26 protein-coding genes are annotated in these 20,705 nt (G+C 47.3%); 8 read left to right on the top strand and 18 right to left on the bottom strand.

Annotation, left to right across the window (positions count from 1 at the left end):
- Nucleotides 1–57: 57 nt before the first annotated feature.
- Nucleotides 58–471 carry a DUF4351 domain-containing protein gene (locus OXN25_20100; GenBank protein MDE0427164.1) on the top strand — a complete coding sequence of 138 codons (414 nt, stop codon included), beginning with the start codon at nucleotides 58–60 and terminating at the stop codon, nucleotides 469–471.
- Nucleotides 472–608: 137 nt separating this feature from the next.
- On the opposite strand, the gene OXN25_20095 is transcribed toward OXN25_20100, so the two are convergent.
- Nucleotides 609–1,223 (bottom strand): hypothetical protein, encoded by a 615-nt coding sequence (locus tag OXN25_20095; protein ID MDE0427163.1) that lies wholly within the window; start codon nucleotides 1,221–1,223, stop codon nucleotides 609–611.
- A 689-nt stretch (nucleotides 1,224–1,912) separates the two neighbouring features.
- Nucleotides 1,913–2,119, bottom strand: coding sequence for a hypothetical protein (locus tag OXN25_20090; GenBank protein MDE0427162.1), 207 nt, complete (start codon nucleotides 2,117–2,119; stop codon nucleotides 1,913–1,915).
- 226 nt (nucleotides 2,120–2,345) lie between these two features.
- Between OXN25_20090 and OXN25_20085 the strand changes: the two genes are divergently transcribed.
- Nucleotides 2,346–3,584 carry an RNA-guided endonuclease TnpB family protein gene (locus OXN25_20085; protein ID MDE0427161.1) on the top strand — a complete coding sequence of 413 codons (1,239 nt, stop codon included), beginning with the start codon at nucleotides 2,346–2,348 and terminating at the stop codon, nucleotides 3,582–3,584.
- Nucleotides 3,585–3,728: 144 nt separating this feature from the next.
- Here the strand turns inward: OXN25_20085 and OXN25_20080 are convergent, their stop codons facing one another.
- Nucleotides 3,729–4,937, bottom strand: coding sequence for a phytanoyl-CoA dioxygenase family protein (locus OXN25_20080; protein MDE0427160.1), 1,209 nt, complete (start codon nucleotides 4,935–4,937; stop codon nucleotides 3,729–3,731).
- On the bottom strand, nucleotides 4,934–5,476 hold the full coding sequence (locus OXN25_20075; protein ID MDE0427159.1) for a GNAT family N-acetyltransferase: 543 nt from the start codon (nucleotides 5,474–5,476) through the stop codon (nucleotides 4,934–4,936). Before OXN25_20075 ends, OXN25_20080 begins: the two co-directional genes overlap by 4 nt.
- A gap of 169 nt (nucleotides 5,477–5,645) precedes the next feature.
- Between OXN25_20075 and OXN25_20070 the strand changes: the two genes are divergently transcribed.
- The 6 genes from OXN25_20070 (at nucleotide 5,646) to OXN25_20045 (ending at nucleotide 11,541) form a co-directional block, all read left to right on the top strand.
- A complete protein-coding gene (locus OXN25_20070; protein MDE0427158.1) occupies nucleotides 5,646–6,491 on the top strand; it encodes an amidohydrolase family protein in 846 nt (281 codons plus the stop codon).
- Between the two features lie 75 nt (nucleotides 6,492–6,566).
- Nucleotides 6,567–7,517 carry a cysteine synthase A gene (gene cysK / locus OXN25_20065; protein MDE0427157.1) on the top strand — a complete coding sequence of 317 codons (951 nt, stop codon included), beginning with the start codon at nucleotides 6,567–6,569 and terminating at the stop codon, nucleotides 7,515–7,517.
- Between the two features lie 29 nt (nucleotides 7,518–7,546).
- Nucleotides 7,547–8,320: a phosphoadenylyl-sulfate reductase gene (locus OXN25_20060; GenBank protein ID MDE0427156.1), complete on the top strand. Its 774-nt coding sequence runs from the start codon at nucleotides 7,547–7,549 to the stop codon at nucleotides 8,318–8,320.
- A 155-nt stretch (nucleotides 8,321–8,475) separates the two neighbouring features.
- Entirely contained in the window at nucleotides 8,476–8,757 is a 282-nt protein-coding gene (locus tag OXN25_20055; GenBank protein MDE0427155.1) for a MoaD/ThiS family protein, read from the top strand.
- A gap of 110 nt (nucleotides 8,758–8,867) precedes the next feature.
- Nucleotides 8,868–9,332, top strand: a complete 465-nt coding sequence (locus OXN25_20050) for a M67 family metallopeptidase (GenBank protein ID MDE0427154.1) — start codon at nucleotides 8,868–8,870, stop codon at nucleotides 9,330–9,332.
- Entirely contained in the window at nucleotides 9,286–11,541 is a 2,256-nt protein-coding gene (locus OXN25_20045; protein MDE0427153.1) for a hypothetical protein, read from the top strand. The genes OXN25_20050 and OXN25_20045 overlap by 47 nt, the downstream gene beginning before the upstream one ends.
- 3 nt (nucleotides 11,542–11,544) lie before the next feature.
- Here the strand turns inward: OXN25_20045 and OXN25_20040 are convergent, their stop codons facing one another.
- The 14 genes from OXN25_20040 to OXN25_19975 all read right to left on the bottom strand — a co-directional run bounded on the left by OXN25_20040 (nucleotide 11,545) and on the right by OXN25_19975 (nucleotide 20,537).
- A complete protein-coding gene (locus OXN25_20040; protein MDE0427152.1) occupies nucleotides 11,545–11,928 on the bottom strand; it encodes a nucleotidyltransferase domain-containing protein in 384 nt (127 codons plus the stop codon).
- The gene (locus OXN25_20035) at nucleotides 11,925–12,983 is read right to left on the bottom strand and encodes a Gfo/Idh/MocA family oxidoreductase (GenBank protein ID MDE0427151.1); all 1,059 of its coding nucleotides are present in this window, start codon (nucleotides 12,981–12,983) and stop codon (nucleotides 11,925–11,927) included. Before OXN25_20035 ends, OXN25_20040 begins: the two co-directional genes overlap by 4 nt.
- 92 nt (nucleotides 12,984–13,075) lie before the next feature.
- The gene (locus tag OXN25_20030; GenBank protein MDE0427150.1) at nucleotides 13,076–13,522 is read right to left on the bottom strand and encodes a HEAT repeat domain-containing protein; all 447 of its coding nucleotides are present in this window, start codon (nucleotides 13,520–13,522) and stop codon (nucleotides 13,076–13,078) included.
- An 85-nt stretch (nucleotides 13,523–13,607) separates the two neighbouring features.
- On the bottom strand, nucleotides 13,608–13,988 hold the full coding sequence (locus OXN25_20025) for a hypothetical protein (protein MDE0427149.1): 381 nt from the start codon (nucleotides 13,986–13,988) through the stop codon (nucleotides 13,608–13,610).
- A gap of 71 nt (nucleotides 13,989–14,059) precedes the next feature.
- Nucleotides 14,060–14,473: a PCP reductase family protein gene (locus OXN25_20020; GenBank protein MDE0427148.1), complete on the bottom strand. Its 414-nt coding sequence runs from the start codon at nucleotides 14,471–14,473 to the stop codon at nucleotides 14,060–14,062.
- Nucleotides 14,474–14,487: 14 nt separating this feature from the next.
- A complete protein-coding gene (locus OXN25_20015; GenBank protein MDE0427147.1) occupies nucleotides 14,488–15,207 on the bottom strand; it encodes a phytanoyl-CoA dioxygenase family protein in 720 nt (239 codons plus the stop codon).
- A 10-nt stretch (nucleotides 15,208–15,217) separates the two neighbouring features.
- Nucleotides 15,218–16,582 (bottom strand): radical SAM protein, encoded by a 1,365-nt coding sequence (locus OXN25_20010; GenBank protein MDE0427146.1) that lies wholly within the window; start codon nucleotides 16,580–16,582, stop codon nucleotides 15,218–15,220.
- Between the two features lie 26 nt (nucleotides 16,583–16,608).
- Nucleotides 16,609–17,010: a hypothetical protein gene (locus OXN25_20005; GenBank protein MDE0427145.1), complete on the bottom strand. Its 402-nt coding sequence runs from the start codon at nucleotides 17,008–17,010 to the stop codon at nucleotides 16,609–16,611.
- A 41-nt stretch (nucleotides 17,011–17,051) separates the two neighbouring features.
- Nucleotides 17,052–17,528 carry a hypothetical protein gene (locus OXN25_20000; GenBank protein ID MDE0427144.1) on the bottom strand — a complete coding sequence of 159 codons (477 nt, stop codon included), beginning with the start codon at nucleotides 17,526–17,528 and terminating at the stop codon, nucleotides 17,052–17,054.
- Nucleotides 17,529–18,072: 544 nt separating this feature from the next.
- A complete protein-coding gene (locus OXN25_19995) occupies nucleotides 18,073–18,342 on the bottom strand; it encodes a hypothetical protein (GenBank protein ID MDE0427143.1) in 270 nt (89 codons plus the stop codon).
- 135 nt (nucleotides 18,343–18,477) lie between these two features.
- Nucleotides 18,478–19,227 (bottom strand): hypothetical protein, encoded by a 750-nt coding sequence (locus OXN25_19990; GenBank protein MDE0427142.1) that lies wholly within the window; start codon nucleotides 19,225–19,227, stop codon nucleotides 18,478–18,480.
- A gap of 94 nt (nucleotides 19,228–19,321) precedes the next feature.
- Complete coding sequence (locus OXN25_19985; protein MDE0427141.1) at nucleotides 19,322–19,645, bottom strand: hypothetical protein; 324 nt, start codon at nucleotides 19,643–19,645, stop codon at nucleotides 19,322–19,324.
- A gap of 299 nt (nucleotides 19,646–19,944) precedes the next feature.
- Nucleotides 19,945–20,226, bottom strand: a complete 282-nt coding sequence (locus tag OXN25_19980) for an RNA polymerase subunit sigma-70 (GenBank protein ID MDE0427140.1) — start codon at nucleotides 20,224–20,226, stop codon at nucleotides 19,945–19,947.
- Between the two features lie 14 nt (nucleotides 20,227–20,240).
- A complete protein-coding gene (locus OXN25_19975; protein MDE0427139.1) occupies nucleotides 20,241–20,537 on the bottom strand; it encodes a sigma-70 family RNA polymerase sigma factor in 297 nt (98 codons plus the stop codon).
- Nucleotides 20,538–20,705: the final 168 nt, after the last annotated feature.

Below are 20,705 nucleotides of genomic sequence, written 5' to 3'. Positions count from 1 at the left end.
TTACTTTCAACACATATATCACTCAATACCTGATGACAAAATATTTACACACCCGACATGACCCCTCAGGCGTGGGTTGAGAAGTGTATAGAGACGACCCAGTCGGCTGATGTTGATAGAGAGACACGGGCAACCCTTTTATTTGGGCTCTCGCTTTTCGGGAGTCTGGTCCATCCGTCTGATTTTTTTCAGAATCCTTCATTGGAGGCAATTATGCAAGAATCTCCGTTTTACGAACACGTCATGGAACGCGGCATTGAACAAGGTATGGAACGCGGTATGGAACGCGGTATGGAACAAGGACAGGTGCTTGCGAAGCGGGATGCTATTCTCAAGCTCCTGCAACGCCGCTTTGAGGACGTTCCCGAATCCCTTGTTTCTCATATTACCGCGCTGCACCATATCTCGCAGCTTGATGCGTTATTTGAAAAGGCCCTCGAAGCCGAAAGGCTCGATGATATTGACTGGTGAACGCCTTCAGTAATTGACGGGCAATGAATTGCCCTACTACAAACAGAAAACTGGTTCGTAGTAGTGCGATTTATCGCACGTTAAGGCTCGATGATATTGACTGGTGAACGCCATTCAGACAATTAACCCACAACCCATTACGCGCCGCCTATCACGTTTTTGTAGATACCTTCGGCTTCGGTTGGAGATGTCAGAAACCATGCTTTTCCCGGGTCATCCGATATCTGTTTGCCGCGCAACTTCAGGATATTGTGGAGGACCTGCTCCAGGTTTTCCGGGTCATCCGTTCTAAAAATAAGTCCAATCTCAGGCGGTTCCGGTATTTCGAGGCACACTTGCGGTTCAACGCTGCCAATCTTACAGGCCCAAAATTCCTTGCCTTCGTATTCCACCAAAGATCGATAGACCGGGTAGTAGCAGAGGTAGACAGCATTTTTGCCGTTACCCAGCGTCCGGACAGCTTCTGAATTGAAAGGAACTTTTGGATGGAGGTCAGTGCTTAGAAATATAGACCACGCCCCACGAGTGGGATTGTTGGCAAGTCTTTGCCGTTTCAGGAGACTGAGCGCGCTTGAAACGGGGTGGATTTCATTTGTTGACAGACGCCCACCCCGTTGCGTATGCGTTTCATCTACAGTCTGCCTTATCTCTGTTTTCTGAATCTCCGTTTTTCCTGAGAATATCTCTATTATGAGTTCTCTCGCTATCCGCTCCGTAAGCGGTTTGCCAACATACTTGTAGCTGCTGTTCATAGTTGTACCTCCTTTGATAAGCGTGGTTCTGTCAAGGTTCGGGTCTCTGTGTATCGAAACTATAGTTGTTGATGTTAGAATAGGTTAATTTTTGGTTATATTCAAATTAAAACATTATTAAGGCTATACATAACTTTATACGGTACATAACTTTATTGTCTCGGAAAATGCAAGTTATGTCAATGAAAATTTTTAAAGTCATTCAATGCAATATTAAATAATAACTTCTCAATTTCCAAGGATGCTCTAAGTATTTTGTAGCGCAAACTGTATGAAAGTTAAGAGTTTAATTCGGTAATTCCCAAACGTGCGATAAATCGCACTACTACAAGCGGCCCCGTTCGTAGTAGGGCAATTCATTGCCCGTCGATTACCGATTTATTTTCTTAAACTTCATTTGGTTTGCGTCCCCAGATGCACAACTTGCATATTTAATATTGAAAATTGCTTATAAATCAATATTAAATACAATTTTTGCTTAATATTATACAATTTTTGCTTAATTTATACAAACTTTGCGTTTTTGGGTTATGCGTACGGGGTATTGGGTGGAAGGTTCAAACTGTCTTGTAGGAGGGGTTTGGAACCCCGACGCATTTCGTAGGAGGGGTTTGGAACCCCGACTGTCTTGTAGGAGGGGTTTGGAACCCCGACGCATTTCGCGCTTTGACCAAGCGCATCGGCTAACATCAGTCGCCACGATTCAGTTCAGGAATCACAGACGGCGATGTACCTTGCAACGGATACGGCGCGTCCTTATGTGCCTGCGGATGACGCGCTTCGTGTTCACACAGTGGACAGAACGGTGGAACAGTCTCACTGGGATTGTTCGCACCCGTGAATAATACTTCTCCATGTTTCGGGCAGTTCACCCGAATTTTCTTACATTCTTTCATACTTTATCAAAAACTTCGGTTGTAAAACCCCCTTGCTTTAGCTGGGGGATACACAACCGCCCTTGTGTGTTAGGCCACAGCGTGGCGAGTAAAAAAACTCGACAAATATAGTAAAGTTGTGGTATGATGCTTGTATCAAGTTGGCAGACATGCACAGCGTTACCGCTTGGTAACGTGTCTGCCTACCCACTGTGCAGGGGGTTAAAGACTTGAGACTTAATATACCATGCGAAATACGAAACACAAACTTTTTCACGATAAGACGTTGCGCCACTTGCACGATGATCTGAACATCATCGGCATTGTGCGAAATCACTTCATTGCACTTTCTATGCGATATTACCGCATCTATGGGAAGAGACTTTCGTATGCCAAGATGTCTAAACATTTGACGAAACTCAAGAAACTTGAGAAGTATCAGCATTGGAATATCCCCTATTCGTGGTCTCTGCAAAACATGCTCAAACGTCTGGCAGAGTCCTTTAGGGAAATGAAAACGCTTGGACGTGGACGCCCACAATTCAAGTCACGTAAAAAGCACAAAGGCATGACGTTTGACGGTGGGCAGGCACCGCTTGAAAAAGTTTTGGATAAACAGAAACACGAAAGAAACCATCCGACCTACAAAGTTCGCTTGAACGGACGCTACTATCGTTTCGCCTTGCATCGTGAAATCAGCGGCGAAATCACTCAAGTTCAAGTCACACGAGACGCACTCGGAGACATATATGTCACACTCACTGAAGATTACAATGAAGTCATACCTGAACCTAAGACGGGTAAAGCCGAAGGGTTCGATATGGGTATCAAAGACTTCTTGACTGGCAGTGACGGTGAAAGACGTTCTTCTCCAATGTTCTACAAGCAGAACGCTCAGCACTTGGCACAAGCACAACGTGAGTTGTCTCGTAAGGTGAAAGGTTCTAATAACCGAGACCGTGCGCGAAAACAAGTTGCGCGTCTCCACAAGAAAACGGAAAACCAAAGAACCGATCATCATTGGAAACTTGCGATAGACCTTTGCAGACAATACGATATTCTGTTCTTTGAAGACCTGAACCTTGAAGGCATGAAACGCCTTTGGGGGAAACAAGTATCCGACCTTGCCTTCGGTGCGTTCATGCAAAAGGTTAAACACCAATCTAAAAAACGTATCAAAAGCGTTCTGAAGATTGGGAGATGGACTCCCACGACAAAGTGCTGTTGTGTTTGTAATCATAAAAATCAAGATCTCACTTTAGCAGATAGAGAATGGACGTGTTCAAGTTGTCAGACACATCTTGACCGGGACCAGAACGCTGCGATCAACATTCTTAAGGAAGGGGTAGCTTCCTTTGGGTTAGGTGTTGTAAGTCCTCTTGTTTTGTATAACAAAATCGTAGGCTGTGCCGTTGAAGCCACCAGTCCGCTTCTGTATTCCACAAACGCTTCCGCAGAAAAGATTGCGGAAGCACCCATGCTTTAGCTGGGTGTCTATCACAGCGAGTTATAGAAATATGTTGACACATTAATGGGTACGGAACCCAATCCGGTAGGTGCAAGTTTCCCATAACTGCTGATCACTGACCGCTGAGAGTGTAGCGTAGCGGAACGCCCTGACTGCTGACTACTATTCAAACTGTTTTCGGCTTTGACGGCACGCCTTGCCCTTACCTCGAATCATATCAGCCCGCTGCCACGTATCAACCGCACGACAAATGGCGGCACTCTCACCGAGTTGATGTCTCATCTCAGATTTCGTGAACCACTCGCAACCGCCAGTGGCGAGTGCGTCGGTGTCCAAGGTTTCATCAGAAAAGCCGTAGAGACGACAGATGCCCGCATCCTCTGCAATATCCTCAATATAGGACATCCACGGCACTTCTAAACCGAGTTGTGTTTGCGTAATCTCTTGGAGCGCGCCAATTCTTGCACCGACATCCCAACCGACCAGCTTCTCCTCTTCCCAACCTTCACCTCCCGGTAATTCCCAAGAACCCTTTTCCGGGTCACGACGCAGTAAGAATTTCGGTTCCTGATGCGATGAATCCTCAATCAGCAGGCGCGTCGTCGCAATGGGTTTGTCAAAACAGACAGGGATAAGCCGTTTGCCTTCATCGCTGAGTGCGTCCAAGGCGGCTGGAGTGTAAGGATAATATCCCGCTGCAGGGGGTGCGTCTACGGCGCAATACTTGTTGAAAATCCCACATCGGTCTTCAGTCGTAGTGCCAGCAGGTGCTTCGTGCCATACATGTTCGTTGACGACAAGTAAGTCGCCCGCTTTGAGTTCTGGATCGATAAAAGGCGGTAATGCCTCACGATTGGGGCGGGTAAGATCCAAGATGTGTGCGTCTGGATCAATGACCTGCGTCAGCTTGTGCGATTTCGGCGACACGAGAAACGGACCGGACGACGCATCGAAATCTGTCAACGGGATGATGGCGAATACCCAGTTCATCGATGAACCGACAGGTCGCCAGCGTTTATAGTCGCAATGCGCGCCAGCACCTCTATCACCGGGTGTTCGGAGATACGCAACGTAGGCAGTAAGATGAGCGGGTTGACCGAGGGCGGCTTCCACGGCATTCACAACCGTCGGATGTTCGGCAATCTCAGTGAGTCCGGGGGCAGCGAGCCTGTTGCCGCTAACGGTATATTTTGCGGGTTCAGGGTACTGCAGCGAAGATGGGTAGGCATCGCGTTTCACCTCTTTCTGCACGACACGATGCAGTTCGTCCGCTTCCTTTGTTGACAGAACGTTACGTACAATTAAATAACCGTCTTCATGAAAATCTGCTATCTGCTGTTTGCTAACAGATGCGGTCACTGTGGTGCTCATGATATGTATGCCTCCAAAGTAGGGTGTTCCAAAACGGATGCGATTTCTGTCCAAGCCTCTCGGCTATTTTCACGCGAAGGGTCTGGTATGAACCCGAAGTCGAGATAGAGTTTAACCGCAGGAATGCGTCCTGTGGATGTGTCGAGGAAACAGCGTTTGTGCGACGCTTTTAGGCGGGTCATCGCCACCGACATCATCGGTTTAGAAAGTCCACGTCCTTGATAGTCGGGATGGATTGCGACCCAGTGAATCTGTCCCCATCCGTTATCTTGCCACCATGCCGTGATTGTCCCAATCTCCTCGCCGGTGTCCGTGGTGAAATAAAAACTCCGGTCTTCCAATGCCGAGAAATCTCGTTTGAACTCGCGGGCGAAAAGTCCATCGTCGATATTCATGTAGGGTTCCGCCGCTTTCTGAATCCGTGTCCAGATATGTCCCTCGTTGCGGCGATAATTGCGGATTGCGAATCCCTCTGGCACAGGGAATTGTGGAATATTTTCCATATTCTCACGGATCATTCTGACACTGTAGTTTTTCATTGTAGCAGGATAGTTATAAGTTATAAGTTATAAGTTAATGGGATAGAGTGTAGCATAAACTTTTAGTTTGTGCAACAGTTCTTCCACCCAAGCAAATTTGACGCCATTCCCGCGGTGTGCTATACTTCAACGGATACACGTATCTAATTCGTAGCGATGAGGAGCGTAGATGTTGAAAATTATTGATACACACCAACACCTTTGGGATACCGAGAACTTGGACTATCCGTGGCTGGAAGGGTTTGATCTGTTAGGAAAGCGTTACACAGCAGAAGACTATCGCGAGGCGATTGGGAACCTTAACGTCGTTAAATCCGTTCATGTTGAAGGCGATCCCGCCGAAGCGGATGTCGTCAAAGAGGTCGAGTGGTTAACGCAAATCTCAGAGACAGACGGTATGATAGGGACGATAGCGGCGGCAGCACCCCTTGAGAAACCCAACGCTGAGGCTATTCTTGAACAACTCGCTGAATTTCCGCTTGTTGTCGGTATCCGTCGAATGGCGTGGCATCATCCCGACCCGCAGTTTTATGCGATGCCTGAACTCATTCAGGGTGTAAAGCGACTGGCAAAGTTCAATCTCTCCTTTGAACTCTGTGCGAATGCTCTGCAGCTGCCCGCCGCAATTGCGTTAGTGCAAGCAACACCAGATGTCCGGCATGCACTCAATCACTGTGGCGGACCCGATATAAAAGGCAGGCAATTTGAGCCGTGGGCAGCCCATATCCGAGAACTCGCCGCTTTTGAGAACGTCCACTGCAAGGTATCGGGAATTGTGACGACTGCGAGTGAGCATTGGACACCGGAAGAACTGAAGCCGTACATCCAGCATCTCGTGGAGACGTTCGGGTATGAACGGTTAATGTTTGGCAGTGATTGGCCCGTATGCACGATAGCTGCTACCTATCAGGAATGGGTAGAGTCACTTTTATGGGCTATTAGTGATGCTTCAGATACCGAGAAAGATAAACTCTTCTACGAAAACGCATCGGAATTTTATAACCCACTACCCTGAATTTGACTTTTCAACGTATATATGCTACAATTAACGTGCCAAATCGGCGATATTTTTTGTGAGAGTGGGGAGTAGATGAAAATCGCCAAAAACCTAACAGACCTCATCGGAAATACCCCAATGATTCGTCTGAATGCCTTGCCCGGTGAGGACGATGCGACTATTTTCGCGAAGTTAGAGGCTTACAACCCCGGCGGTAGCATTAAAGACCGGATTAGTTATGCGATGGTAGTCGATGCTGAGGAACGCGGTATCTTAAGAAAAGGGGATACCATCGTTGAACCTACAGCAGGGAACACGGGTTTGGGGCTTTCGATCGTCGGCATCGCCCGTGGCTATCCTGTGGTTTTGACGATGCCCGAAAATGTGAGTCGTGAGAAATATGAACTGCTCTCTGCGTTCGGTGCAAAGATTGTCCTAACACCCGAACACGGCGGCATGGCGAGCGCGATCTGGGAGGCGGAGGAAATTGTCAGACAGCACTCCAGACACTACATGCCCAACCAGTTCACGAATGCCGCGAATCCAGAGATTCACCGCCGGACGACTGCCGTCGAAATTCTGAAATCGGTCGGCAGCGACATCGATTTTTTCGTGACAGGGGTCGGAACAGGCGGCACGTTGACGGGTGTTGGCGAGGTCCTAAAAACAGCGTGCCCGAATGTGAAAGTGGTTGCTGTGGAACCGCAGGTCTCAGCCGTGCTTTCCGGAGGTCCCCCGGGACCGACACGGATAGATGGACTCGGTGCTGGGATGGTGCCTGAAGTCCTTAATGTAGATGTCATTGATGAAGTTATCGCTGTTCCTGAAGAGGTCGCCTATCAGACGATGAAGTCGATCTCAACGACCGAAGGCTTATTGGTCGGGATGTCGTCTGGTGCGAATGTCTACGCAGCACTACAGGTCGCTAAGGAACTGGGCCCCGATAAAACCGTTGTAACAATTCTTCCAGACACCGGCGAACGTTATTTCAGCTTGAGTCGTTATTTTGAAGTCGAATCGGACATTATGGAGATGCTGCCGTAACTTCACCTATATCCTAAAAGGCGTTAGCAATGACCGAGAAACCCGTTAACAAAAGATTGAAGCATTCAGTAGATAATGCGCTCTGCCAAGAGATTACCTTGACAGAGACTCCTCAAGAAATCCTTTTCTCTCTCTTTAAGCGGTTTGAAGGACGTGCTGCAATCGTCACAAGTGGGCAGCTGTCGGGTATGGTGCTAATTCACTTGGCTGCTGAAAACCAGTTGCCCTTCCGGGTCTGCACGCTTGACACACTCCGACTTTTTCCTGAGACTTATGCCTTCCTTGAGAAGGTCGAATCGCGCTACGGTATTCAGATTGAGCAGATTCAACCTGACCCACAGGAAGTCCAAGAAATGGTCTCGGAGCACGGCGAATATCTGTTTTTCGACAGCAAAGCGAAGCAGGAATACTGTTGTAACATTCGGAAAGTCCGCCCGATGCAACGACTGCTGGAGTCCTTGGATGTCTGGATAACGGGGCTGCGTCGCGATCAGTCGGAGGCGAGAAAGCAGCTCCGCAAGGCAGAAATCATATCATCAACGACACACCCGGTCTTAAAGGTCAATCCGCTCCTTCACTGGACAGCTGAGGAGGTATGGCAGTTTGTCCGCGACAACGATATTCCCGTGAATCCGTTGCTTGAAGCCGATGCTGACGGCCACTATTATGAATCGCTCGGTTGTATCGTATGCACGACACCCATAAAACCCGGTGAACCGAAACGCGCCGGACGCTGGCGTTGGCAGAACGCCGCACCTACAACAGAAGATGCCAAAGAGTGCGGATTGCATTACTCAATTTAATTGTAGCACACGGCAAATGCCAGACGCACATTTGACGTTGATTCCTGTTAGTTTGTGTGTAGGGTTTGCCCGCAAACTAACAGTTTGCGGTACGATTAGAAATTTTTTATCGAGTTCACGTTATAATTAATACAAAAAAGGAGAAAATTTATTCCATGTCTGTAACAGTCCGTATCCCAACCCCACTGAGACGCTTGACCCAAAACTTGGCAGAAGTTGAGACGGAAGGTGCCAATATTGAAGGCGTTATTGACAATCTTGAGGCGAATTATCCCGGTATGAAGGAACGTCTCTGTGATGAAGGCGGAAATATCCGCCGGTTCGTCAATATTTATCTTAACGATGAAGATATCCGTTTCCTTGACGGAAAAGCCACGCCTGTGACAGATGGTGCTGAAATTTCTATTATCCCCGCAATCGCTGGCGGGCTTTTCTAAAGCCCGATACTGCAGATAAGCCTAAACGCTTCATTGGCACCCAGTTTTTAGGCGTTCCGACGCGGATTAGAGACATAGCAGAATGTGATCGCTTTGATGTGGCGAAAAAAATGCAAATGTTAACTTTACAACCGGAGACCCTTAGCGAAATTTATGCCCATGCAAAGTCGGAGTTTCCCGATGAATGCTGCGGTGCTATTTTGAGTGATGGGACGCAGGAGTTTGTCTGGAAATGCCGGAATATACAGAATGCACTGCATCAGAAAGATCCCGACACATATCCGCGCGATGCCCGCACGGCGTACGTTATACACCCTGATGATTTAATCGCTATTCACAAAGAGACAGAGACACAAAATCGGCAGATTAAGGTTTTCTACCACTCGCACCCGAACCACGAGGCGTATTTCTCGGAGAAGGACAAGGCGGACGCGATGATGTGGGACGAACCCGCCTATCCGGATGCTACGTATCTGGTTATCTCCGTTTATGACGCTGAGATACGCGCCGTGAAGGCTTTCGCCTACGATGAAACAGCCAAAGATTTTATCGATGTTCCCCTTGCAGGAACTTAAAGCCGCTGCTCTCCGCTCCTACGTTGGACTTATCACCTTCTCTGCGACTTCCCTTGCGCTCGCCCTCGGCATAACCCTCAAAAAGTTCCTCGTTTTTGAATACCATTCTAATACTGGGGTCGTCGGATGGTTGAGTGCTAACGCCTATCCGAAACAACAAGAATACTTTTTCTATCTGTTAGCACTGCTCGGTGTCCCGATGGTAATTGGGTTGTATGCGTTAGGATGGCGTCTCTATTCACACTGGTGCGCTATGTTGACGGCGCAACCCGTCCGGCGTGTGCTGAAAGCGAATGCATTAGCGTCCATTCCGTTGTGGCTCTGTTGGCTACAGGTGTACCACATCGGACAGTGGACGCTGATGGGTTTAATCCTACCAGTGGGTTTGTCCCTTTTAATCAAATTGGTGCTGCTGTCCCAGCGTTACTTCCCAAAACTGTGGACTTCTGCCGTTGATAGCACAGACGAAGTTACAAACTCTGCCAGCGAAGAGGATAGGGAAATCCGGACTGACGGTTATAGACTTACAAAGATCGCGAGCACAGCTCGCTCCTACAAGGTTTGGTGGCGCGGATTTACGTACGTTATCCTTCCAGTTTTTATCTACCTTCTGACCTATGTAAACGGCATTCACGGTAAGATTGATCTGTTCCACGAGGGGGAGCGGCTCGCGCCTCTCAATGAGATGCTACGCGGCGGGATACCCTTTCGAGACATCTATATCCAGCATGGGGTCTTCCAAAACGCCTACTTGGCATGGATTGGCGGTCAACTCTTTGAACCGACGTTGTTCGGTCTGCGTTCAATGGAAGACATATTGGGTCCGCTCGGCTATGTCGCCCTTTATCTGCTCGGTTTGCAGGTATTCCGCGGTGGATTCTTCACTGCCTTTATCTGTGTCGTGATTGCCTCTGGAACAGAGTTCTGGGTATCCCCACGCCATAGTCTCGGTTTAATCAGTTTCGCCTTCGTTGCGAGTTTTCTTAAGGATGGTAGATTGCGGGAGAGGTTTGTAACTCCGATATTTCGACTCTCATGGAAACTTCTCCTCGCCGGACTTTTCGCAAGTTTGGCATTCTGGTACAGCACCGAAATCGGACTTTATACGTTAGCTGCTGTCGGATTGTTTCTACTCGGATACACTTTCCTGCAGAGCGAAATATCCATCCGCGAACGCTTTTTGACCCTAATAAGTTATGGTTGCGGGGTGCTGTTAGGTTTTCTGCCGGTCTGCATCTATTTCCTTGCCCACGGTGCCTTAGACGATGTCATCTGGAATTCCTATATCCAGTGTCGTTATCAACTTGAAACGTGGGGACTCGCTTTTCCGTCCCTATCAGAAATGCTTACGCTGTTATCCACAGATGGCTGGCATGCCTTTGTGTTCAGTGAAGGCTTTCGGTGGTACCTGCCGATTGGTGTCTTTCTGACGCTTGCGGCGTATCTGACATATCGACACCTTTCTGGGACTCCCTCGACGCACACATTGCAGCTCTTGCTTCTATTGCTCGGTGGTATCGCCTTTTTTCGGACTGCACTGGGACGTTCAGATAGTGGGCATCTGATTTATGGTGCGACTTTCTTATGGTTGCTCTGCCTGTTGCCGTTAGAGGGCGGCATTTTAGGAATGTTCCGGACTTTGGTATCGTTCGTAACGGGTAAAGTGCGTTGGCACCACGCCCTGAGGGCGGCATGGGTGCTAATTCCGACTGTGATATTCTGTTGGTATGTTGGGGAGGCACATCAGCCTTTGGTAGGTCTTAGCGGGAAGTGGCAGCGGCTGCGTCAAAACCCTTTCAAGCAACGGGTCGTCCCAGAAGAATTGGCACGTGCTGGGCGCGTTGACATCCCAGATGACCAAGTTGCCCAAATTCAGAAGGTCGTCGCTTATATCCAAGAAAACACGACAGAAGACGAAAAAATTTTCGACTTTACGAGTCAAGGTGCCTACTACTTCTTTGCCAATCGACCCGGTGTCACCCGATTCCATCAGGTTTCCTACGCTTCGACACCTGCGATGCAGCACGAGGTTATTGCAGCCCTTGAGCAGGATCGGACGCAGTTGGTGCTTTTCAAAACGGGAGGGTGGTTTGATGCCGTTGACGCGATTCCTGTTGAGGAACGGCACCCGCTCATTGCGGCGTATTTACAGGCGAACTATGAACTCGCGGTGAACATTAACGATACGGAGATTTTGTTACGGAAGTGACCTTCAGGATTGAGGTTCTGGTTCTACTGAAAGCCGTAGTGCCAAGCGAACCGTATGGCGAACGTCCGTGCATATTTGTAGCACCTGTTCTGCTCCCTTTTCAAGAATTTCTCGGAGAAACCAATCGTTCTGTGCAACGCGAGTGGTGATCTCCTCCGGAGACCTAACGAGCAAGTGCATACGGAATTGATGCGGGATCCGTTTCTGGATCGCTTTCTCTTGACGGTGTCGCTCGGCTTCGGGAATCGGCATCACTACCAGCAAATCGACATCCGAGTGTTCTGTTGGCGTGCCGTAGGCGTAGGAGCCGAAAAGGATAACTTGCTCCGGGGCAAACTCACGCACAATAGTATCACATACTGCTTGAATCTCTGTTGGGGAAATCATTGTGTAATCAAAATCCGATAGATGTCCTCAAAAAGTCTAACATCTGTCAACGTATCTTCGGCTGAAGAGCGGAACGGCTCGTCGTTACGAACATTGGCAATAAAGTATTCCGCTTCTCTGTGATATGCCCAGGTCCAACTCGGTCTCGGAATCGGACGAGTGATTTCCTGTTCTTCTCCAGCACGGTAGATTTCGACCTCTGCAGGGGTGTTCTTCAGGAGCAGTGGCGGTGCCCATGTGTGGACCCATCCGTTCTCAAAATAGATTTGGCTATGCTCGTCCCACCGATAGTGAGAAACATGTCCCGTCTCTAACGTCACACGAATGCCGTCCATATCGAAGATAACGACACCCGAATATCCATTTTCGTCTAAATCGACCGCTTTGACGGTGACCTTGTCCCCGGCATCGAGAAACCAACGCATCAGATTGATATTGTGCGTATATTGTTGGAGGTATCCGATGTAGGAGCGTCGGTAGCGTTCAGGTATCCACTCCGGTGTTTTGACCGGTGCACTGGGTTTTGTTTCTGAAGTACCATCCATGCGGGTATCGAGGTTGCAGACCCAATCGCCACCGAATCCGTGATTTCTGGCGTACGTCAAGCGACCGAGTTCCCCGGTTTCTCGGAATTGCACGACTTTCGCTTTGACGATTTCGTTCCCGGCATCGTATCGTTTCATGTAGCCTACCATCAGTTTTTTGCCGGACTGCTGCGATGCCGCCACAATCGTCTCGGCTTGCTGAACGGAGACAGCCATCGGTTTTTCCATGAAGACGTGTTTGCCTGCCAGGAGAAGGTCTTTCGCGATTTCGCCTTGCAAGGCAAAGTCAGCAGATACTGCGACTGCTTCAATATCGGCGTTTTGTGCGAGTTCGTGATGGTCCCGGTAAAGTTTAGGAATACCGAAACGACTTTGGACTTTTTGTCCGAGTTCTGTCCGCACTTCGGCGAGTCCGATGAGTTCACAGTCTGGAATGCTCGAAAAATTTGGGATGTGGACCTTCTGTGCCATGAACCCACATCCGATATAACCGAGTCGAATTTTTTCCATATTTTATCTCTAATTGCTAATGGGCTGTTGGCTGTTGGTCTATAGCAAAGACGCAAGCGTTAAAGTACGCCCTCTTTGCCAACTGCCAATTGCTAACGGCTGTTGGCTAATTGCCGTGATTCTATCTGTTCAACTGCTGTTTGGGCACCCTCTCGCACGAGCGCAGAGGCGTCGTCTCGGGCGAGTTGTTTCAGCTTACCGAGACTGCGGTTCGTTTCTAATTTGCCGAGGGCAACGGCGACGAAGTAACGCACATCGGCATCCTCGTCGTCCAAGGCTTCTAACAGGACCTTTGTATCGGTTGCCGTAGCGAGGTGTCGGTCTGCGTCACCTATATTAATCAGTGCTTGTGCGGCGATCCGCCGTGAGTGGAGGTCACCGTGACGGAGGGAGGCAAGGATGTCGTCATGGTTTCCGTTGGGAATCACCGGAAGGTTGTCCCAGTCGCAATCTAAGCAGAACCATGAATTTCCATCCAACCGTCGGAGGTTCGGATTTCCACAAGATGGGCATTCCCCAAATTCCTGATGCTGGTTCATGATTTCATCCGTTGTTTTTGATTACGGCACACGGCGTGTACCTATTACTGTAATAAATTATGTTTGGTGGCAGCGTTTACCAGCGTTATGCCTCGGAAACAGGGTTCCCTTCCAACTCTGGTAACTCGCGCCAAATTTCGGGACCCTCTGGTTTGAAGTTGATGGTCGCAATGAACTGCATACCGTGATAGAAGTTGATTTTGAATTTGCCGCCACCGAAATTTTGCTTGAGGTATTCCAGTGGGGCTTCAATCAACGGACCCATTTCGTCCGCGTGATAGAAGGCGAGTGCTTTAAATCGCACGGTATTGCCGACCGGTTCTTGTACAAGCAGCTGCGCCGACGTGGCAGGAAAAAGCACCTGGAAGGCTTGCCACAAGTCTGAAACGGTAGGGTTCAGCTTCCCGATGCGTTTTTTGAAGTCGTTCTCAAGGTATTCTGAAAAAGTATTGAAAACCCAGTCCATTATATCGGTGCCTTTAAGAAGTCCTTCCAATCAAAGTTGGGCAGAGGGAACTCCTCTGTGGCTTTACATTGTCAAAATGTCGCCGCTTTCTCAAAAAACTCGATATCTACACGTTCAACGCCCGCTTCGCGTGCGTTTTCAGCGACGCGCTGCACAACCATCTCACGGACAAACGGGATCGGTATCCGTTTAACTCGATGCTCGACTTCCTCTGTACACGGCACTGTGGTATTATCGAGGAAGGGACCGTCTTGAAGCACAGCTTCCGCTGGATGATCACACGTTTCCGGAACGAGTTGCTGCAACCGCATTGAGACGTAATTCGTTACCCACTCCTTAAACGCCTCCGATTTCCCGGTATCAATGTTCTCGACAATCGGACCCTGCGCCAATTTCTCATTGATGCTGACGAGTAAGTGCTCTACCCGTGCTAAGCGTTCTTCTACATCATTAAGTCGCTCATTGGCATTTGTTTGTTCGCTCATATTCTTTCTTCTCCTTAGATTACCCAATATTTCCAGAGATCTTCTGGGATTTCGTATTTGATTTCTTCCTTTTGTCTGTGAGCGTAGCGCGCGAAGACACCAAAACGCGGAACGTTTCTGACGTTCGATGAACCGGTATGACAGAGAAATGCGTGCCACAGCACAACGTCCCCTGCGGCACCGATAAATTCTCGGGGTCCCTCCGGCGATAAATCCGAAAGCACATGCCATCCCCAATCTTTGATATCGTAGAAACTGCCGTCAATCTGCTCTGGATATTGGAGGAAATATTTGTGCGTTGAATAGTGGCTCCGGGGCCAGAAAATGAAAGCACCCCCATGGGATTCAATATCGTAAAGATACGTTGTTGCCCCCAACATAAAAGGACTCCAAGCACCGCCATAAGCATCAATGTGTCCGTCCTTGGGCATTGACCACGCTTCTTCAGGATTCGGCCATTTAATGATCGGTGAACCGCCACCGCCTGTAAAAAATTGCCCACCGCCAAGCTGCTCCGCAATTGCTTGCATCACAGGGAGGTGTCCGAATACGGGAGAGAAACTGAAATTCTGGATCGTATAGTCGTCGGACCAGGTCTCTGGTGTTTCTAAACTGGAGTTAAAATAGTTCCAAATCTGCGTCCGCCACCCGTCAATTGTCTCAACGTCGATTAGATTTTTGAGGATGAGGTATCCGTGTTCCTGAAAAAATGCTACCTGTTCTGGTGTAAGCATACGGTTCTCCTTAGCGTTTCGGTCTAAAGGAAGGGATGCCGGTTTTATCAAAACGTTTCTTGACAGCTTTCATCAATTCTGGAGTAACCTCGCGATGCCCATGTTCACGTGCGTACTTTTCGACACTTTTGACGACCATACCGCGCGCGAATGATGGCACACGCTTCAACCGCTTCTCTGCTGCCGGTGTCCACTGCAAATCATAATCGGTTTCCGTTGCAAAAGCAATCTTTTTCTCTATCTGAACAGGTTGTCTACTGTTGGCGGGGTTTGAAACCTCGCTATTTTGTCCTGGCTGATACTCACACGAAGCATCTTCAGCGAGGTAGTTGTCAGTCGTCGCGTATGCACGCGCCCGACAACCGCCACAGACTTCTCTGAATTCACACGCGCCGCACTTACCTTCGAGCAAATCCCGATTCCGCAACTCCTGAAAGGTCTTTGATTCGTTCCAGAGTTTGACGAAACTCTCCTCTTTGAGGTTCCCGACGCTAACGGGTAGATACGGACACGGTGTCAGTTCCCCTTCAGGCGTGATACGGCAGTAGTAGATACCACACGGACACGTGCCACTCGGATAGCCTTGAAGGAAAGCCGAGTCGGACTGTTGTTCATAGATGACGCGCTTGTAATGCGGGGCACATTTCGCCGCGATGAGCATTTTTCCAGTATAAGCCGCCTGCAGCTCGAAAAGCGTCTCCAGCATCTTTTCATATTGCGTAGGCGTAATGTCCATCACCGTCTTACCCCTTCCGGTTCGGACGAGGAAGTAGAGGTTTAGCACCTTCGCACCGAGTTGATACGCGAATTCTACAATCTTTGGGATCTCATCGTAATTCCACTGCGTTACAGAGGTCTGAACGAGGAAGTCGAGTTGTGCGCGTTTGAGTGCCTCAACACCGTTCATCGTCGCTTTCCACGCTCCTTCCATACCCCGAAACTTATCGTGATTTGTGGGTTGAATAGAGTCTAAGCTAACGCCTGCGCCGGTGACACCGTGCTGTTGCATTTTCTCGACCACTGCGTCGTTCAGCAAGACACCGTTTGTACCCATGACAACAAGAAACCCGGTATTGGAGGCATACTTCGATATCTCCAAAATATCCGGGCGTAATAGCGGTTCGCCACCGGTGAGAATGAGGAGGATATGCGGATTGATTTCGGCGATTTCATCAATGACGCGGAAACACTCAGATTGGCTGAGTTCAGCGTCCCTTGAGTACTCGTGTGAATCTTGAATATCGGAGAGGTTAAGGTTTCCGTTCACTAACTCGTTTGTGTCTACAAATCCTGCGGGGAGGTAGCAGTGCGTACACTTTAGATTACAGAGTCGGGTGATATTCCATGAAACGGCTTGGACTTTTGTGTTTGTCATGTTTCTAATTCGGTCTTAGCTATTTGTTACGCGTCTCGAGGATGTATAATCTGTTGTCGCTTCAGCGTTTCTATTTCTTCTGTGAGCATTTCAACCTTTCTTTCGAGGGAGCGAGACTTCTCGGCACGCCATGCAATGAGAATTTGTGGTATCGCTATAGCCGCCACAATGAGCGCGATGAGTCCATAAGTGATATACGTTACATGCGTGATTTGTTTGCCAACGCTCTCAAATTGTTTATCAACACTCTCAAGTTTGCCTCGCATCCATGCGACATCTGTTTTTAGAGACACTATATCGGCTTTTATCGGTTTAATTTCCTCGTTGATAATCAAGCGGATTTTATCAAGGTCAGCATCTGTTAGTTCACCCAGTGCTGGGAAGGCGATTGCAGAAAAGAGTATTGAGAGAAAGATGAGAATTTTCATTATGTATCTCCTTTTGAACACACGCGCCCAACAGAACGAAGTTACAGCAACACGGTAAGTGCGAAAACGATTGCCCCCGCTACCAGCGTCAATCCTCTCCAGACGTTGATATGACGGCTCTGGTTGTGATGTGCTTCACCGTCTGGTGGACTGGCTTCAAGATGTTTCCGATAGAACGAACTATACAACCCCCAAAAGAGTGCCATCGTGCCAAACGCCGCCAGTTTCACGACGAAAATTAACATATAGGCTTTAAAATCGCCAGTACTATTTCCTGTAAAAAAGCCGTTGTTCAATGCGACGATAAAAAACACCATCGCGCCTGTCGTCAGCAAAACGTGAATCATCAACCGTGCCAACGTCCGAAAACGGTTGTGGATCGCTAACAGATTTTGTGGCGGTAAGTTTTGCTGTAAAATCGGCATCACGACGAAGGTAGAAAAGAGAACACCGCCGAACCAAATGATCGCCGCTATCAAATGGACGCTCCGGATGAAAAGTTCTACGCTTTCCCGCATGTTTCTCCAGAATCCGCATTTTTGATAAATGATACCACATTTTGCCTATAAAGTCAAATTTGTCTTTGCGGTAGGTCAGGGTCATTTATGGTGGATCCTAAAAATAAATACACCCTTTCGTCCCAGGCCCGGTAGCTGCGGTTTCCAAGACAGTGCAGAGTGTCCAATTAATTCTAAGATCTACCATAGTTTTTAGGTTTTTGTCCAATTTGTCCAAAGAGTCGGGATTTGGAAATCTCCCCTACAGCGGATTCGTGAACATTGAAAATCTAAATTTCGGAGAACTGAATGACCCTAGCGGTAGGTATGCAAAAATTTTGGCAGCGAGTTGTGAATAGTAATTAACAGTTGGCAGTTGGGGCAGTATTCCAAACGTGTTAGTGTCTATCAGAATCAGGATCTGCAGGATTATGGCACTACAAAACGGGCAAGGAGTTTCGCCTCTACGTTATATTTCATTTAGGCAAGCCGATTGCCAAGAGCGTTTTGAGAAAAATATCATCTGTAGATGTTCTGTATTCACTCACCGGCACGGTTTTTCTCATTACGGTGCGGTTATGTTAACACTTTGTTTTTTCACTTGACTCCTAGCGTGAACGTCTTGAATTATCTTTTCAAAACGTTGCCGTCGTTTTTCTCTATCTTCGCAACAACCACAGGCTTTTTTCTTTTTTCCTGTCATCTTTGTTTCCACCGGCACTTGTTGCTTTAATAGATTCGTTGAGGTGGGGATGATTTCTGGAAAGATAAAAATGATAAAGATTCCCATTAAAGCAAACGTGATGATACAGTATAGAAAGGATGAATTTTTCATAATTTCTACTCCTGTGTTTTGAGGATAAGACCTTTGATATTCAAGTAAATATTTACGGAATCTTTGTTCCATGTAAGACCTAATCATCAAATGTTTTTGTGATAAAGATGTATCCATGGAGATGATTTGTCAAAACTATTCAATGGTATAAAATGTAAAACCATTTCTCTCCACTTTTTTTACTCCCATGCTTTTTAATTCTCTCATCAACCCTGGGTCATTTAGATTGAATTGAAAATCGGGACCTTGTGATTTCTGCCACTTCATGAGCATAAGTGATTTTTCCGTCCTTTCACTTGGAAATAAATAAAGGATAGCTTCTGTCCGTACAATATTTTCTTCAAGTGTTAAATTATTATGAAGTCGTTTTTTTCCTAATTCAAAATAGGTCTGAACTTCTGGAATGTTTCCCCATTGTTCAAGCAGCATTTTGTATTTTACTTCTAGCTTTTCCTCGGGGCTCAAGTCTGTAAACGAAACCGAAGCATCCTGCAGTGCCATTGGCGGAGATAAAATAGGATCAGAATTGCCGTCGTAAGAATCCTGATTGGTTTGCCAGATGTCTTCCAAGGATAAAATAGGATCAGAATTGCCGTCGTAAGAATCCTGGTTGGTTTGCCAGATGTCTTCATTTGAGGTTTGTTCTAACCTTGCCTCATTTTCGATTTTTGTTTTAAAACCGTCTGATTTCTGTCTGTTTTTTGATATCACGGTGGAATTGTTTTCCACTTTTGCTGGAGATAAGTCTTGCTGAGAAGTGTTCTCAAATTCTTGTGGCAGTGCCGGAAGGTTTTTGACAAATTCCTTTTTTTCCCATTCTGTATAGATGAAGATCCCACCACAGAAGAGGATACAAATAGAGGCTGCGATCCAGAGTTTTTTCATTGAAAATTCCTTTCATTTGATTTGCACAGAGCGGAGGCAATAAAGCTGCCCCCGCTATGAAACCGCTTTTTTCACATCTATTGGAAAATTGGGCTTACGGACAATCGTCACAGTCACTCACGTTTGTACTGTTTGTCCAATATTGCCATCCCTGATACGATACGCTATGATATTCTGGATGTTGTGACGAGCTCAAGTTTGCATGGGCTGTTGATGTGCCGCCTGTCCAACCATAAGCTACAGAATCGCCGCACCAGCATGTATAGGTGTCGGTCACTTCAAAGCAGTCTGTAGTAATTTCAACATTCCACCACAGGTCATCCCATGCCTCAACTTTGTTGTTTGTAGAGAATGTAACCGACAAAATTACCGATAGGGCAATAATAATAGAAAATTCGATTGCTTTTCTGAACAACATTAGATTTCTCCTTGATTTTTTGGATTGCTTTGGAGAGACCAAAAATTTGTGAAAATATATTGCGTCTTTGACAATCCGTCTGTGTGATAAGATACTAACCCAAAAGTCTCACAAAACAAAGGTGTTTTATGATACAATTAGGTTAGTGCTGTCATAGTCTGGTTATGGCAGTGCCGCGCCGATCTGTGCTGCTACCACTGTCGGCGCACCTCTAAAAAGGAGACTGCCGTTTACAAAAACGATTTCGTCAAACGAGACAAAATAGATACTTTGGAATTCACGATGTGCGAAAATTGCAATCAGGACTTCTTCTTTTTCGGTGGTGTATCTATCTCCAGATACTCCCGTATCAACTGCCGAAACTTCCGAAGCCGGGATTTTACTGTTCCTTCCGGAACCTCTAAGAGTTCTGAAATCTCAAAGTCGGTGTATCCTTGGATATGCAACTCTCCCACATCTCTATAAATGGACTTCATCTCCGCAATTACGTTATGAATTTCTCCCGCAATCACTGCCTCATGCTGTTCATCAGCAATACTAACGCCACCCCCGAAAGCCGAAGAACTGATAAAAGCTGCCAAATCCAAGTCTCTATTTATGTCGCGTTGCTGTCTATGTCGCGTTGCTGTCGACGGTGAAAGTCAACACACTTGTTTTTGGCGATTTTTACCATCCATGCTTTCGGATATTTTATTTCTATGCCTTTCTGGAAATGTTCAAGAATCTTGGTGACTGTTTCCTGAAAGACGTCCTCAGCATCAATCGGATTGTGAACGTCCAATGCAATGATACCTCTTAACAGCGGCTCATGTTTGTCAATGAGTGCCATCAATTTTTCATCACTGCTCTCTTTAACATCGTCTGGCAATTCTCCATCCTTTCTGCGATGCATTTTGGAGCGTCCATTTGTTATATAAGACGCATAACTGGTTCAAAACGGTCACTTTGAACCCAAAAAACGTCTTTTTTATTTTCTGGTCGATCCTTATGCATCTTTATAAACCTAAGTTGCCAGGTATAAAGAAGTTGTAAATCCATGGGATATCCTTTATAGTTTTTA

The organism is Candidatus Poribacteria bacterium, from assembly GCA_028820845.1.
Taxonomy (GTDB): Bacteria; Poribacteria; WGA-4E; order WGA-4E; family WGA-3G; genus WGA-3G.
This window is presented reverse-complemented; position numbering and strand designations above follow the sequence as displayed.